Genomic DNA, 13973 nt, shown 5'->3' on the forward strand with positions numbered 1-13973 from the left:
CGGCCGTCACCCCTCGCGAATGGGCCGGGCATTCGCTGGAAACCCGTTCTCTCACATGACAGTAATGCCGCGGAACCCAAAGTTGGGCCCTTCAATGTCTGGCCACCAAGGAATGCCATGAGGACCATCGCTCTCGCTGTTGCCTGCTGCGCCCTGATGCTGGTCGTCGCACACGATGCCGCCGCGCGCGAACGCAACGAGCCTGTGGCACAGGTCGAGGTCTCGAAGCCGGCGACCTCCCTGCCGGGCATGCGCTATGCGTGGGTCGAGATGCCGGCGCAACTGGCCGTGGAATTCGACAAGCGCGTGCAGGATCCGAAGCTGCGCACGCGCCTGCAGGCGGCGCTCGACAAAGCGCTGCAAAGCAAAGGGTATCGGCGGGTGGACAGCACCCAGCAGGCCGACATCTTCGTTGCGTATCGCGTCGGCGTGCGCGACGTGCAGCAGGCCACCGTTCGCGACAACGGCCTGCAGAGCGCACGCGAAACGGCCATCGGCTGCAGTGGCGGCGGCTGCTCCCAGATCGTGACGCAGGGACCCAATGGCGTGCCGACGATCAAGATCGACACGGTGGACTTCGTCGAGGGCGGCCTGCTGTTCGAAGTGCTGGAGCCGGGCCAGATCCGCGTACTGTGGCGCGCCCTCTACCGCGGTTCGGTCCGCGCCAAGAGCGCCGCACCGATCAACCTCGATACCGTCGCCAGCAAGACCTTGGCCGCATTGCCCACGGCGGGCGCGGCGAGCCCGTGAAGCCCGCATATCGCATCTATCGGGGGGGGCTGACCCGTGCATTGCGGTTGCGGGGGCCGCTTCGCTCAGTAATGTCCCCCGTTCGGGTGACATGCCGGCCCTGCCGGCTCCGACATTATTCCGACAAATCCCACGTGAGCGGCGTGCGTCATGCAGCCACCTCATTCCCGTGGCCTCGGCGGGCTTGCGAGCATCCCGGCACCACACGCGCCTGAGCGTTTCTTCGCACGCCATCTGGCGTGGCCATTGCTGGCGTTCGCACTGGCAGCCACCGCGCTCGCCTTCTTCGATGGCGATCGCCAGTGGGCCGATCGCTTGTATGCATGGCAGGGCCATGCATGGACGCTGCGGTCGTCATTCGTGGCGGATACGCTGGTCCATGACGGCGGCCATCTGCTCAGCCTCGCCTCGTGGGTGATGGTGCTGCTCATATGGATCGCCTCGCAGGCGCACGCGCACCTGGTGCCGTGGCGCAGGCCACTGGCCTACCTGCTCCTGGCCACGGCGGCCGCGGCCCTGTTGGTGGGCTGGATGAAATCGTGGACCAACATGGATTGCCCCTGGGACATCCTGGGATATGGCGGAACCCGCCCGTACCACGGCCTGTTCGCACCGCGCACCGGTCCTCGCGGCGCGTGCTTCCCCGCCGCCCACGCCAGTGCCGGATACTGCTGGATGGCGCTGTACTTCTTCTTCCTGTCCACGCGTCCGCGTCTTCGCTGGTTCGGCTTGGGCGTGGGACTCGCCCTCGGCCTGCTGCTCGGCATGACCCAGCAACTGCGTGGCGCGCACTTCCTCTCGCACGACCTCTGGTCACTGATGCTGTGCTGGCTCACGGCGCTGGGACTGTACGCGGTGATGCTCAGGGGTAAGGAAGTGGAATCGGAACGCGGAGTCGCCAGTCAAGCTTCGCGTTCGATGAGATAGCGCGCGCCGGCTGCGGCATCGACCAGACGCGACTGCGAACGGCACCCAGGAAACGCCCGCACTGAAGATGTGTCCTCAATGGGCACCGCGAGCCCCTGTGACTCAGCGAGCCTCAAAGTGCACGGCGCGCAAGATTACATATTTTCTGACCAACGGTGCCGAGCCGCGATTTCACGTGGTTGAAGCCGCTTTCCGGCTGATCACGTACAACATCGCATCCCCCCTACGGGGAATTTGCATGCGTTGCAGTCCTCTTCAACATTGCTGCACCGGGGGCCAACCACTCTTTTGGGGGAACAACGCACAAGGGACTGCGACATGCCCTGCAGCCAACGCGTACTGTCGATCCTGCGCGCCCGCTGCAAGGCAAAGCGATCCCTTCCGTTGCTGTTCTGCATTTTGTTGTTGGCAGTGGGGATGCCGGCATCGCAACTGGCACATGCGGATACGTTCTATGTGCGCGTGGACGGCGGCGATGCCATCCAATGCACGGGCCGAAGCGATGCGCCGTATCCCGGTAGCGGTACCGGCCAGGCGTGCGCGTGGAAGCATCCATTCCATGCGCTGGCACCCGACGGCACGCGGCGCATCACGGGGGGCGACACCCTCTTCATCGGCAGCGGCAATTACTTGATGGGCCAGGGTGCATCGGGTGCCGGCAACTGTCTTCCTGCCAACTGTTCGATGGCTTCGATACCGAGCGGAACTGGCGCCAACAGGACGCGCATCCTCGGCAATGCCAGCAATCCGCCGCGGCTGCTGGGCACGCTGGGCGTTACCCGCATCCTCAGTCTGGATGGCAGCTCCAACGTCGAGGTGGGTTACCTGGAAATAACCGACCAGGACGACTGCGTCTACAGCCACACCAACGCGGCAGCCAAATGCCCGGCCGTCGGCAGCGGCAACTGGGGCAAGTACGGGGTGTATGCGCGCGCATCGAGCAACGTCTGGTTGCACGACCTCGACATCCATGGCCTGGGACACACCGGGCTATGGGCCGGTGGACTCACCGATTGGACCATCGAGCGCGTCAAGCTCAATCGAAATGGACGTGCGGGCTGGGACGCCAACACGCCTGCCCCCGCCTCCAACTCGGGCGCGATCACGTTGCGCGACATGGAGATCGGCTGGAACGGTTGCGGTGAGCGCTGGCAGACCGGCGTGGCATGGGCCTGCTGGGCACAACAGGCCGGCGGCTATGGCGACGGATTCGGCACGGTCACCACCGGCGGCCAGTGGCTCATCGAAGATGTCTTCGTGCACCACAACACTTCGGACGGTCTCGACCTGCGCTTCCTGGACGGCGCCGACAGCACACGCGCCACGCTGCGCCGGATCTACGCCGTGGGAAACGCCGGAAACCAGGTCAAGGTCAAGGGAAACGCAACGATCGAGAACTCGGTACTGATCGGCAACTGCGGCTACTTCAAGGATCAGTTCTTCATGCAGACAGGCGACAACTGCCGTTCCGATGGCACTACATTGATGCTTGTGTTCACCGCCAACGACAGCGTGACCGTCCGCCACAACACCATCACCGGCGAAGGATATTCGCTGGTCGGCGTCGCCGAAGGCGATGCCAGCGCTCATGCGCTGATCCAGAACAATGCGCTGATCGGCTTTCCTTATTTCCTCAAACCCGCGGACCTCTCCAGGGTCCAGGGCGGAAGCTCACCCGCGATCACCACCCACGCAGGCAATCTGGTCTGGAACGTCTATGCCGGTGCGTGTCCCGGCGACAGCATCTGCGGCCAGGACCCCAAGCTGACCCGCATGACCCTGGCCACGTTCGACGCGGAACCGCTCGCGGGCTCGCCCCTCGTCGACAAGGTCACGCCGCTCGCCGACCTCACGACCGACTTCGTGCTCAATCCGCGCCCGCGCGGTGTGGCGAGCGACATCGGCGCGTATGAGATGCAGGTTGTCAGTACCTGCGTTCGAAGCACGCCAGCGATCGACCTGAGTGGTGGCAGCACCGCGGTACCGGCCGGAGATGCCGTGACCTACACGCTCACGCTGACCAACACCGACAGCGCCGCCTGCACCGCGACCAGTTTCAGCCTGGGCGATTCGGTCCCGAGCGGCTGGACCGGGTCGCTCGGCAGCACGAGCCTGAATCTCGCGCCGGGCGCCAGCGGCAGCACCACGCTCACCATCACGTCGGCCGCGAATGCCACCGCGGGCGATTACGTCATCGGCGCTGGTGCGAGCAGCGGCGTCGGCACCGTGCATACCGCCAGCGCGACGGCAACCTACACAGTGGCCACGCCTACGCCGGTATGCACGCGTGCCGCTCCGACGATCGACTTGAGCGGCCCAACTTCATCCGTGACGGCGGGCAGTGCCGTCACCTATACGCTGGCGGTCACCAACAACGACAGCGCGGCGTGCCCTGCCACGAGTTTCAGCCTGGCCAGATCGGTTCCGAGCGGGTGGACAGGGACACTGGGCGACGCAAGCTTCACTCTCGGGCCGGGAACCAACGCCAGCACCACGCTCAGTGTGACGTCGGATGTCGACGCCACCCCCGGCAACTACACCATCGGCGCTGGAGTGAGCAGCAGCGTTGGTGCCGTGCACACCGCCAGCAGCTCCGCCTCCTACACAGTCGCCACGCCGACGCCGGTATGCACACGCGCCGCACCGACGATCGACCTGAGCGGTCCTGCTCCCTCCGTGCCGGCGGGCAGCACCGTCACTTACACGTTGGCTGTGACCAACAACGACAGCGCGGCATGCGCCACCACCAGTTTCAGCCTGGCCAGATCGGTTCCGAGCGGATGGACCGGCACGCTCGACAACGCGGGCTTGAACCTGTCGCCAGGCGCCAGTGGCAGCACGACGCTCGACGTTACGTCCGACGTCGGCGCCGCCCCTGGTGGCTACACCATCGGCGCCGGGGTGAGCAGCAGCGTTGGTGCCGTGCACACCGCCAGCAGCTCCGCCTCCTATAGCGTCTCCGCGCCGACGCCGGTATGCACACGTGCCGCACCGACGATCGAACTGAGCGGCTCCACTTCCTCCGTACCGGCGGGCAGCGCCATCACCTACACGCTTTCGCTTACCAACAACGACAGCGAAGCGTGCACCACCACCAGCTTCAGCCTCGCAAGGTCGGTTCCGAGTGGCTGGACCGGCACTCTCACCGCAACGACCCTCAGCCTGGCGCCGGGTGCCAGCGCCACTACCAACCTCGACGTGACCTCGGACGCCGACGCCGCCCCTGGCGGTTACACCATCGGTGCCGGGGTGAGCAGCAACGTCGGTGCGGTGCATACCGCCAACGCCAGCGCGATCTTCACTGTCACCGCGCCGCCGCCTGTGTGCACACGGGCCGCGCCGATCATCAGCCTCAGCGGACCCACGGCCGCCGTACCGGCCGGCAGCGCCGTGACTTACACGCTGGATGTCAGCAACAACGACAGCAGTGCGTGTGCCGCGACAACATTCAACCTTGCCGGTTCGGTTCCCAGTGGATGGTCCGATACGCTCGGTAATGCCAGTTTGAATCTGGCACCGGGCGCCAGCGGCAGCACCGCGCTCAGCGTGACCTCCGCCACCAGCGCGGCCGCGGGCGGCTACACCATCGGCGCCAGCGCCAGCAGCAGCGTCGGTGCCGCGCATGACGCCAGCACCACCGTGACGTACACGGTCTCAACACCGCCACCGGTGTGCACACGGGCCGCACCAACCATCGGCCTCAGCGGACCCACGGCCGCCGTACCGGCCGGCAGCGCCGTCACCTACACGCTGGATGTCAGCAACAACGACAGTAGTGCGTGCGCTGCGACAACGTTCAACCTGGCCGATTCGGTTCCCAGTGGATGGTCCGATACGCTCGGTAATGCCAGTTTGAATCTGGCACCGGGCACCAGCGGCAGCACCACGCTGAGCGTGACCTCCGCCACCAGCGCGGCGGCGGGCGGCTACACCATCGGCGCCAGTGCCAGTAGCAGCGTCGGTGCCGTGCATGACGCCAGCACCACCGTGACGTACACGGTCTCGACACCGCCACCGGTGTGCACACGGGCCGCACCGACCATCGGTCTCAGCGGACCCACCGCCGCGGTACCGGCTGGCAGCGCCGTCACCTACACGCTGGACGTCAGCAACAACGACAGCAGTGCGTGCGCCGCGACAACGTTCAACCTTGCCGGTTCGGTTCCAAGTGGATGGTCCGATACGCTCGGTAATGCAAGTTTGAATCTGGCGCCGGGCGCCAGCAGCAGCACCACGCTGAGCGTGACCTCCGCCACCAGCGCGACCGCCGGCGGCTACACCATCGGCGCCAGCGCCAGCAGCAGCGTCGGTGCCGCGCATGACGCCAGCACCACCGTGACGTACACGGTCTCGAACCCACCACCGGTGTGCACACGGGCCGCACCGTCCATCGGTCTCAGCGGACCCACCGCCGCGGTGCCGGCCGGCAGCCTCGTCACCTACACGCTCGCGCTCACCAACAACGACAGCAGCGCATGCACCACGACCAGCTTCAATCTGGCCAGGACGATTCCGAGCGGGTGGACCGGCACACTCGGCACCGCCAGCCTCAACCTCGCACCAGGTGCCAGTAGCAGCACCACGCTGAGCGTGACCTCCGCCACCAGCGCCACCGCCGGCGGCTACACCATCGGCGCAAGTACCAGCAGCAGCATCGGTGCCGCGCACGACGCCAGCACCACCGTGACTTACACGGTCTCGACCCCGCCACCGGTATGCACGCGCGCCGCGCCGACGATTGGTCTCAGCGGATCCACCGCAGCGGTGCCGGCCGGCAGCCTCGTCACCTACACGCTCGCGCTCACCAACAACGACAGCAGCGCATGCGCCACGACCAGCTTCAACCTCGCCCGGACTGTTCCGAGCGGCTGGACCGGCACGCTCGGAACCACCAGCCTGAGCCTTGCTCCAGGCGCCAGCAGCAGCACCACGCTCAGCGTGACCTCCGCCACCAACGCCACCGCCGGCGGCTACACCATCGGCGCCAACGTTAGCAGCAGCGTCGGTGCCGCGCATAACGCCAGCACCACCGTGACCTACACGGTCTCGAACCCGCCACCGGTGTGCACGCGCGCTGCGCCGACCATCGGCCTCAGCGGATCCACCGCAGCGGTGCCGGCCGGCACTCTCGTCACCTACACGCTCGCGCTCACCAACAACGACAGCAGCGCATGCACCACGACCAGCTTCAACCTCGCCAGGACAATTCCGAGCGGGTGGACCGGCACACTCGGCACCGCCAGCCTCAACCTCGCACCGGGCGCCAGTGGCAACACCACGCTCAGCGTTACCTCCGCCACCAGCGCGACCGCCGGCGGCTACACCGTTGGCGCCAGTGCCAGCAGCAGCGTCGGTGCCGCGCATAACGCCAGCACCACCGTGACCTACACGGTCTCGACCCCGCCACCGGCATGCACGCGCGCCGCGCCGACGATTGGTCTCAGCGGATCCACCGCAGCGGTGCCGGCCGGCAGCCTCGTCACCTACACGCTCGCGCTCACCAACAACGACAGCAGCGCATGCACCACGACCAGCTTCAATCTCGCCAGGGCGATTCCGAGCGGGTGGACTGGCACGCTCGGAAACGCCAGCCTGAGCCTCGCACCGGGCGCCAGCGGCAGCACCACGCTCAACGTGACCTCCGCCACCAGCGCGACCGCCGGCGGCTACACCATCGGCACCAGTGCCAGCAGCAGCGTCGGTGCCGCGCACAACGCCAGCACGTCAACCACCTACACCGTTGCCGCGGCGACCTTCAGCCTGCAGACCGACACGAGCACCGACAAGGCGACCTATCTGCGCGGCGAACTCGTCCGTATCAATGCGCTAGTACGCAACAACGGCATTCCGGTCAGCGGCGCGACGGTGACCTTCGCCATCATCCGGCCGATTGGCGGCAACGTCGTCCAGACCGCGGTCAGCGGCAGCGATGGCTTCGCCCGTACGACCTACCGCCTGAACAAGTCCAAGACCGCAGCGGGCCAGTACCGGGCGCAGGCCAGCTGGAGCCTGGGAGGCGCGACCAGTTCCGGCACTGCGACATTCGTCGTCCAATAGGCAGGACGGCCTGCGTGGACGTCCGGCAATCATTGCAATCAATTACTTCCGCGCACTTGTCGCCAAGCTGGATTAGTTCCGCTCGTGATTGCCCTGCACGTGGCGGCCTGCGCCGGCCGCCGCTGACGTTCAACCAGAGGCGTGTTCCCACCCCAGCTTCATGAGGAGTACTCCATGAGCGACCTGCATTCCGGCACCTGCTTCTGCGGCGCCGTGGAAGTCCAAGTGACCGGCGCGCCCGAGGCGATGGGCTACTGCCACTGCGCCTCCTGCCGCTCCTGGTCGGCGGGTCCGGTGAATGCCTTCACTTTGTGGAAGCCTGAAAACGTGAAGGTCACCCGCGGCGAGGAGCACATCGGCCATTTCAGGAAGACCGACATGAGCGATCGCCAGTTCTGCAAGGAGTGCGGCGGGCACCTCATGACCAACCACCCGCCGCTCGGCCTGATCGATGTCTATGCCGCGACGATTCCCAGCATCGACTTCAAACCCGGCGTGCACGTGAACTACGCCGAGACCGTGCTGCCCATGAAGGACGGCTTGCCGAAACTGAAGGACTTCCCCTCCGAATTCGGCGGTTCCGGAGAGGCGATACCGGAGTAGCGGCACCACCCTGCACGGCCTCCATTGCATTCACGCCGCGGCGCATCGCCGGGCCGCACTCTGTGCGCGTGTTGCGAGGAGACTCCCATGCATCGGAAGGAACGACGCAGCAACAAGCCGGTGTCGCTGGACCCCGAGGCCTTGAGCGAGGGACTCAATCCCGCCCAGCTCAAGACGCTTTCCACGCTGAAGCACTTCCACTGGACGCTGAAGTTCGTCCGTCGGCCGATGTTCCGCGACCCGGTACCGGTGCTGTTCGATCGCGACAACAAACGCCTGCTGGTCATCGAGCCCGACGGCGCGATCAATGAAAACCCGGATCTCGTCCTGCGTGGTGAAGGAGCGGCCGAGGAAGCCTGATCACGGAAGCAAGCCGGCTCGTCGTCCATGCAGCATGGAGCGACGCGCTGCGGCGCGCCCATCACGCGAAAGGCCCGCTTGGAAGAAGCGGGCCTTTCGCGTCCAACATGGATCCGTTCGTTCTTGCGTCAGCCCCCCTTGGGTGGCGTCTTGCCGCGCTGCGCGTCGACTTCGGCACGCGACAGCGTTCCGTTGCCGTCCTTGTCGGCTGCGGAGAAACTCTGCAGCAGCGGATTGGTATCCGTCAGCTCGTCGCGGGAAATGGCACCGTCATGGTTGGAGTCGAGATCGTCGAACGAGGTAGTCGCGTCGGCGGTCGTCTTGGTGGTGCCGGTCATGCCAGTCGTCGGCGCCGGGGGTGTCGTCATCGATTGAGTGCCTGCGACGCTGCTCGTATCCGTTGCCGCGGTATTGGTGCCTTCAATAGCGGGCGGCGGGCTCGTCGCTGGCGTGGCCGTTGGCTCCGTTGTGGAGGGCGCGGTCGTTTCCGGCGTGGTGCTGGCGGTGGTGGCCGGCTCGTTCTTGTCCGTGGACGCGGCCTTGTCACTGCGATTGCAGCCTCCCGCGAACGTCGCGACCGTCAGCGCAATGGCGAGTATCGAAAGCTTGCTCGGTTTCATGGGGTCTTCCTGTTGAGAGTCAGCGCATCTTGCAAGCGCAACCTCGCAGCATCCATGTAAACGAACAGTGAGACTTCCGGAGCAAAACGTATCGAAAAAGTAATCGCTGCCTTCATCTCCATTAAGCGGAGAGAAATATCGTTCCGCAGGTGCCTGGGGCGGCCTTCCGGGCAATGCATCGTTCATCCATCAGCGAGGAAAACCAACCGGTCGCAACCGGTCTCTTCCAGAAGTGCCGAGCCCGGATGCTCGCATCGACGCCGCCGGCTCCGGGGGGTTCATCCAGCGCGCCCGCCCCCCCCGACAGCAGCGCGTGGACACGCCACAACCCACCCCTGCGCCGACTCGGCATTCCGCAGCGCATCCGTTACGCTGGGCCATGACTACCAACCTGCCCCGAATCGATACGGACTTTGCCGCCCAGGGCACGGTCCTTCCGCATGATGCCGAGCCGCCGGTCAAGCACATCTGCGTCGTTGGCGGCGGCACCGCGGGCTGGATGACCGCGCTGCTGCTGGCGAACTCGGCCTACGGGCGGCGCCTGCAGATAACGGTGATCGAATCGCCCCAGGTCGGCACCATCGGGGTCGGCGAAGGCTCCACGCCGTGGCTGCGTGGCTTCTTCGAAGGCCTGGGTATCGAGGAAGCCGAATGGATGCCGGCGTGCAACGCCACTTACAAGGCGGGCATCAGGTTCGACGGCTGGTCGACCCGGCCGGGGTTCGAGAGCTATTTCCATCCGTTCGCGTCGATGCTCGACAACCTGACCATGACCCAGTTCGTGCAGAACGTGCATGCACGACTGGACGGCGCCGACGTCCATGCCCACCCCGACCGGTTCTTCATCGCCCGCCGGCTGGCGGACGAATGCCGCGCCCCCAAGCCCCAGCGCAGCTTTCCGTTCGACGTCGCCTACGGCTACCACTTCGACGCCGGACTGCTGGGGCAGTTCCTGCACCGCAAGGCGCTCGAACGCGGAGTGCACCACGTGGCGCGCCATGTGCAATCGGTATTGCAGGACGAACGCGGCGATATCACCGGCCTGCGACTCGAAGGCGATGAAACGCTGGCAGCCGACTTCTTCGTCGACTGCACTGGCTTCGCATCGCTGTTGATCGGCAAGACGCTGGGTACGCCGTTCGTGCCGTTCGCCGAGAACCTATTCAACGATGCAGCGGTCGCCATGCCCACGCCGATCGACGGGCCGATCATGACGCAGACGGTCTCCACCGCGATGGACCACGGCTGGGCCTGGAAAATCCCCCTGACCGAGCGCTACGGCAACGGCTATGTCTACAGCACCCGCTTCTGCTCGGCGGACCAGGCCGAAACCGAGTTGCGCACCCGCCTGGGGCTGCTCGACGCCGATACGCCTGCGCGGCATCTGAAGATGCGCGTCGGCCGCGTCACCCACGCCTGGAACCGCAACTGCGTCGCCAATGGCCTGGCCCAGGGCTTCATCGAACCCCTTGAGGCCACGGCCCTGCTGTTCGTGCAACGGACCGCAACCATGCTGGTGTCGGTACTCGAGAAAGGCGACATGGGCGAGGACGCGCGACGCGCGTTCAACGACACCATCAACAGCCAGTTCGAGGGCACCCGCGACTACATCGTCTGCCACTACAAGACCAACAGCCGTACCGACACCGAGTACTGGCGTGCCAATGCCGCCAACACCCATCTGTCCGAGCCGCTGGTGCAGTTGCTGCGCACCTGGCTGGACCGCAAGCCGATCATCCCCGGACTGAAAAGCAATACGTTCGGCCGCGCCTATCCGATCGTGTCGTGGTACTGCCTGCTGGCCGGCATGGGCATCTTCCCCGATGCGGAGCTCCGCGCGCCAACTCCCAAGGAAGCGCAGCACAACCTGGCCGCGCTGGACAACATGATCGAACGCAGCGCGATGAACTACCCCGATCACCGCACCCTGTTGCAGGAGATTCCGGCGCGGGTGCACGAGGAGACGCTGCAGCTTTATCTGTGGTGAGCGTGCTTGTGGTGAGCGTGCTTGTGGAGAGCGTGCTTGCTACGGCCCGCTGGCAAACGGCTTCACCATCGCCTGCAGCAGGCTGTGCTGGTCATCGTCGCCGGTGAGCTCCCACATGAAGACGCCACGCAGGCCGCGATCCCTGGCGATGCGGGCGCGGATGGCGATCGACTCCGGGTTCTCGTAGCTGACGAAGATGCGCGCACCGGGATGGAACAGCCACGGCGCCTGCGCGATCGGGTGCCAGTGCTGCTGCCATTGCGGATCGGCCAGCAGCTTTTGCCGGATGGTGCGCCAGTCGCCGGCTTCGTACGGCGCGCTGTAGGGCTGGTAGAGGCCCTCATTCGTCCCTGACGACACGCGGAAACCGCGGCCGTAGAACGGCACGCCGAGCACCAGCTTTTGCGCGGGGACGCCGTGCTGGAGGTAGTAGTCGATGCCGCCTTCGACGTTGTTCCAGCGGCGCAGCGCAGGGTCCAGCGGATCGGCGGGGTCTTCCCGCAGCGGCGCATTGAAGGTGGACACCGCGGAGAAGCCGGTGCCCATGTCGTAGGTCATCAGGTTGATGAAATCGAGCACGCCCGCCAGCTTGCCGAGCTCGAAGCTGCGCGCGGGATCGTAAGGGCCCGCGGACTGCAGGCGCCCCGCCGGCAGCGCGGCGGTGAGCAGGAACGCCTGCCCACGCTGCCTGCCCAACGCATCGAGCTGGCGGCGGAATTCGCGCGCAAGCAGCGTCATGTCGTGCCGGTCCTGCGGTCGCGCGGTGATGTGCGGCGGCCCGCCGTACACGGGAAACTCCCAATCGATGTCGACGCCATCGAAGCTGCCGCGATGCGCGTCGAAGAACAGTGCGATGCACGATGCGACGAAGTGTTTGCGGCTGCGCGCGCTGAGTGCGGCATCCGAGAACCCGCCCGCCTCCCAACCGCCGATCGAGATCAACGTACGCAGCCGGGGATGGCTGCGCTTGAGTTCAGCCAGTGCGGCGAAATGCCCGCCCGCTTCCGCACCAGCGACGCAATGGCCATCTTCGATCCGCGCGAAGGCATAGAACAGGTGCGTGAGTCTGTCGGCCGGAATGCGCGACACCGGATAGCGGTCGGCCGAGCCGCCGGGGTAATAGGCGCCGATGACATTGGATGGAACAGTCCCGGCCGCCTGGGCGACCGCCAGGACCATGCTCGCTGCGAGGATGGCCAGGGTAGGCAGGAATCGGCGAAGCACGTGGCCCTCCTCGGTGACGACTATTCCCCGTTCGCAACGGAGTATCCGGCTCCAGACGGGCAGCATGGAAGCGCCGGGCGTCGAGGCCGCGCGGGTCGCTAAGCGCTGCCCGCGCCGCTGATCGCTACACTGCGTGTCCTGTTTCCCCGGCCCCTGTCATGTCCGCTCCGGTTCGCCTTGCCCATCGCGTCGCCGAACTGTTCGGCTGCTCGCGCGCCGACGCCGAGCAATACATCCAGAACGGTTGGGTGTCCGTCGACGGCCACGTGGTGGAGGCGCCGCAGCACCTGGTGTCCGGCGAACAGGTCGAACTCGACCCGGATGCGCGCCTGGAAGCGGTGGAACCCGCCACCATCCTGCTGCACAAGCCGGCGGGCTTCGATGCCATCGGCGGTCGCAGGCCCGCCGCCGCACTGGTCACGCCGGCGACGCGATGGGCCGACGATCACTCCGGGGTGCGCCTCCTGCAGCGCCACTTCCAGCGCCTGACGCCGCTCGTACCGCTGGACACCGAGGCCAGCGGCCTCATGGTGCTGACCCAGGACGGCCGCGTCTGGCGCCGCCTGACCGAGGACGCCGACCAGATCGAGCACGAGTACCTCGTGGAAACCAGCGGCGAGATCGCCCCCTACGGCCTGCACAAGCTCAACCACGGCTTGCGCTACAACGGCCGCGCCCTGCCCCCGTGCAAGGTCAGCTGGCAGAACGAGATCCGCCTGCGTTTCGCCATCAAGGGCGTGCAGGACGGACAACTGCGCGACATGTGCGCGCAGGTCGGACTGGACGTCGTGTCGATCCGGCGCCTGCGCATCGGCAAGATCCCGCTGGGCAAGGGCCCGAATGGCGCGATGCCACCCGGGGAATGGCGCTACCTGCCCGTGGGCGAGCGGTTCTAGCAGCGGGGGATCACCCCGCGCACGTGATCTCGAGGCGTGGATTCCTCGCCAGCGGGCGGCCTGAGCCGCTCGCTTTCGTTCGGTTTACCGCGCTGCAGGCGCGCAGGTGGATTACCCGCTGCAACCACCGCAACAGATCGATGGGAGTTGCTGGACCTGATCGGGAGTCACCGGGTATCCGGCCTGCGCCAGCAACGAGACCAGTTCGCCCATGTCCAACCATGCGGTCACCCGCAATGCCTGGTCGACGGGATCGATATCGACCAGCGCCGCAGGGTCGACCATCCGGACGGCCTCATCGATCACGGCGGCATCGGGGGCCGTCAAATTCACTCGAAATTCCATGGACTCACCTCTAACAGGACGATGGGCAGGCTCCTCCGTGGGTCGCGCTTCGCGCCACCGTCCCCGGCTTTCTTCCGGGCTTGCGCGTGCTTGCCGCGCATCTCGGCGTGCCGGGCAAACTCGTCGCGGCTTATCGCGCCGCTGCGGTCGAGGTCCATGGCACTGGAATTCTCTTCCTGGGCGTTGCTTGAGTCCCTTGCGACG

Annotated in this window: 11 protein-coding genes; 7 read left to right on the plus strand and 4 right to left on the minus strand. The window is 66.3% G+C overall.

What is annotated here, in order from left to right:
• The first annotated feature begins 117 nt into the window (after positions 1–117).
• The 5 genes from ACYVGE_RS06235 (at position 118) to ACYVGE_RS06255 (ending at position 8697) form a co-directional block, all read left to right on the plus strand.
• Positions 118–750: a DUF4136 domain-containing protein gene (locus ACYVGE_RS06235; RefSeq protein ID WP_460728085.1), complete on the plus strand. Its 633-nt coding sequence runs from the start codon at positions 118–120 to the stop codon at positions 748–750.
• 150 nt (positions 751–900) lie between these two features.
• The gene (locus tag ACYVGE_RS06240) at positions 901–1677 is read left to right on the plus strand and encodes a phosphatase PAP2 family protein (protein WP_460728087.1); all 777 of its coding nucleotides are present in this window, start codon (positions 901–903) and stop codon (positions 1675–1677) included.
• Positions 1678–2094: 417 nt separating this feature from the next.
• Positions 2095–7734, plus strand: coding sequence for an NEW3 domain-containing protein (locus ACYVGE_RS06245; protein WP_460728089.1), 5640 nt, complete (start codon positions 2095–2097; stop codon positions 7732–7734).
• Between the two features lie 174 nt (positions 7735–7908).
• Positions 7909–8337, plus strand: a complete 429-nt coding sequence (locus ACYVGE_RS06250) for a GFA family protein (RefSeq protein WP_460728091.1) — start codon at positions 7909–7911, stop codon at positions 8335–8337.
• Positions 8338–8424: 87 nt separating this feature from the next.
• Entirely contained in the window at positions 8425–8697 is a 273-nt protein-coding gene (locus ACYVGE_RS06255) for a hypothetical protein (RefSeq protein ID WP_460728093.1), read from the plus strand.
• A 128-nt stretch (positions 8698–8825) separates the two neighbouring features.
• Here ACYVGE_RS06255 and ACYVGE_RS06260 read toward each other — a convergent pair whose 3' ends face one another.
• Entirely contained in the window at positions 8826–9317 is a 492-nt protein-coding gene (locus tag ACYVGE_RS06260; RefSeq protein ID WP_460728095.1) for an EF-hand domain-containing protein, read from the minus strand.
• 379 nt (positions 9318–9696) lie between these two features.
• On the opposite strand from ACYVGE_RS06260, the gene ACYVGE_RS06265 reads away from it, so the two are divergent.
• Entirely contained in the window at positions 9697–11304 is a 1608-nt protein-coding gene (locus tag ACYVGE_RS06265) for a tryptophan halogenase family protein (protein WP_460728097.1), read from the plus strand.
• Between the two features lie 39 nt (positions 11305–11343).
• Here ACYVGE_RS06265 and ACYVGE_RS06270 read toward each other — a convergent pair whose 3' ends face one another.
• Positions 11344–12483: a glycoside hydrolase family 18 protein gene (locus ACYVGE_RS06270; RefSeq protein ID WP_460728434.1), complete on the minus strand. Its 1140-nt coding sequence runs from the start codon at positions 12481–12483 to the stop codon at positions 11344–11346.
• A gap of 203 nt (positions 12484–12686) precedes the next feature.
• On the opposite strand from ACYVGE_RS06270, the gene ACYVGE_RS06275 reads away from it, so the two are divergent.
• Entirely contained in the window at positions 12687–13424 is a 738-nt protein-coding gene (locus ACYVGE_RS06275) for an rRNA pseudouridine synthase (protein WP_460728099.1), read from the plus strand.
• 111 nt (positions 13425–13535) lie between these two features.
• On the opposite strand, the gene ACYVGE_RS06280 is transcribed toward ACYVGE_RS06275, so the two are convergent.
• A complete protein-coding gene (locus tag ACYVGE_RS06280) occupies positions 13536–13757 on the minus strand; it encodes a hypothetical protein (RefSeq protein WP_460728101.1) in 222 nt (73 codons plus the stop codon).
• Positions 13754–13927, minus strand: a complete 174-nt coding sequence (locus ACYVGE_RS06285) for a hypothetical protein (RefSeq protein WP_460728103.1) — start codon at positions 13925–13927, stop codon at positions 13754–13756. Before ACYVGE_RS06285 ends, ACYVGE_RS06280 begins: the two co-directional genes overlap by 4 nt.
• Between the last annotated feature and the right edge of the window lie 46 nt (positions 13928–13973).

The organism is Lysobacter rhizosphaerae (genome assembly GCF_054779795.1).

What these genes read in the sequence shown, in the direction of transcription:
- ACYVGE_RS06235 (WP_460728085.1), top strand. Translation starts at nt 118, where the DNA reads ATGAGGACCATCGCTCTCGCTGTTGCCTGCTGCGCCCTGATGCTGGTC.
- ACYVGE_RS06240 (WP_460728087.1), top strand. Translation starts at nt 901, where the DNA reads ATGCAGCCACCTCATTCCCGTGGCCTCGGCGGGCTTGCGAGCATCCCG.
- ACYVGE_RS06245 (WP_460728089.1), top strand. Translation starts at nt 2,095, where the DNA reads ATGCCGGCATCGCAACTGGCACATGCGGATACGTTCTATGTGCGCGTG.
- ACYVGE_RS06250 (WP_460728091.1), top strand. Translation starts at nt 7,909, where the DNA reads ATGAGCGACCTGCATTCCGGCACCTGCTTCTGCGGCGCCGTGGAAGTC.
- ACYVGE_RS06255 (WP_460728093.1), top strand. Translation starts at nt 8,425, where the DNA reads ATGCATCGGAAGGAACGACGCAGCAACAAGCCGGTGTCGCTGGACCCC.
- ACYVGE_RS06260 (WP_460728095.1), bottom strand. Translation starts at nt 9,317, where the DNA reads ATGAAACCGAGCAAGCTTTCGATACTCGCCATTGCGCTGACGGTCGCG.
- ACYVGE_RS06265 (WP_460728097.1), top strand. Translation starts at nt 9,697, where the DNA reads ATGACTACCAACCTGCCCCGAATCGATACGGACTTTGCCGCCCAGGGC.
- ACYVGE_RS06270 (WP_460728434.1), bottom strand. Translation starts at nt 12,483, where the DNA reads ATGGTCCTGGCGGTCGCCCAGGCGGCCGGGACTGTTCCATCCAATGTC.
- ACYVGE_RS06275 (WP_460728099.1), top strand. Translation starts at nt 12,687, where the DNA reads ATGTCCGCTCCGGTTCGCCTTGCCCATCGCGTCGCCGAACTGTTCGGC.
- ACYVGE_RS06285 (WP_460728103.1), bottom strand. Translation starts at nt 13,927, where the DNA reads ATGGACCTCGACCGCAGCGGCGCGATAAGCCGCGACGAGTTTGCCCGG.